The following is a 535-nucleotide window of genomic DNA, read 5'->3' as shown; positions in this document are numbered from 1 at the left end:
TGGCTGAATCGTCACCTCGTAGAAAGTACCAACTGCACCACCTTGCTGACTTGAAACTGTTGCAGCAGTTGCAGTCGCACCATTATTTTGAGGTTTTATGGTATCTTCAGAAATTTGGCTGACGACACCTTTTAGAGTACCGTAATCTGTATAAGGACAGGAAGAAACCCGCAAAAGTACTTTTTGACCTTGTTTCAACTTGCTTTTCTCCTGAGGTGGTACTGCTGCTTTGACTACCAAGGGGGCATTGCTGGGAACAATTTGAGCGATTTCCTCTCCAGAACGCACAGTTTGACCAGAGTTTCGCAAGTTTAGCTTTGATATAATACCATCTGATGTGGCAGTTATGCTGGTTTGGTTGAGGTCAATTCTTACTTGTTGGAGTTCACGAGAATCGCGCTCTAGCTGTTTGCTTTTTTCTAACTTTTGCTGGATAAGGGCTTGGCGTTCTTTGTCTAGTGTTGCGAGAGTGGCTTTTCCTGTGGCTTGTTCTCGGGAAATGCTTTGTTGGGCGATCGCCACTTCTGCTTTACTA

Annotated in this window: 1 protein-coding gene; it reads right to left on the bottom strand. The window is 44.7% G+C overall.

Annotated features, from left to right (window positions below; genetic code table 11):
- Window positions 1–535 (bottom strand): beta-barrel domain-containing protein (locus tag AC5590_RS00905; protein ID WP_248277456.1); only part of this gene is annotated, 535 nt, incomplete at both ends.

Source organism: Brasilonema octagenarum UFV-OR1, assembly GCF_963888615.1.
Classification (GTDB): domain Bacteria; phylum Cyanobacteriota; class Cyanobacteriia; order Cyanobacteriales; family Nostocaceae; genus Brasilonema; species Brasilonema sennae.
The sequence above is the reverse complement of the archived record's forward strand: the minus strand, read 5'-3'. Positions and strand labels throughout refer to the sequence as shown.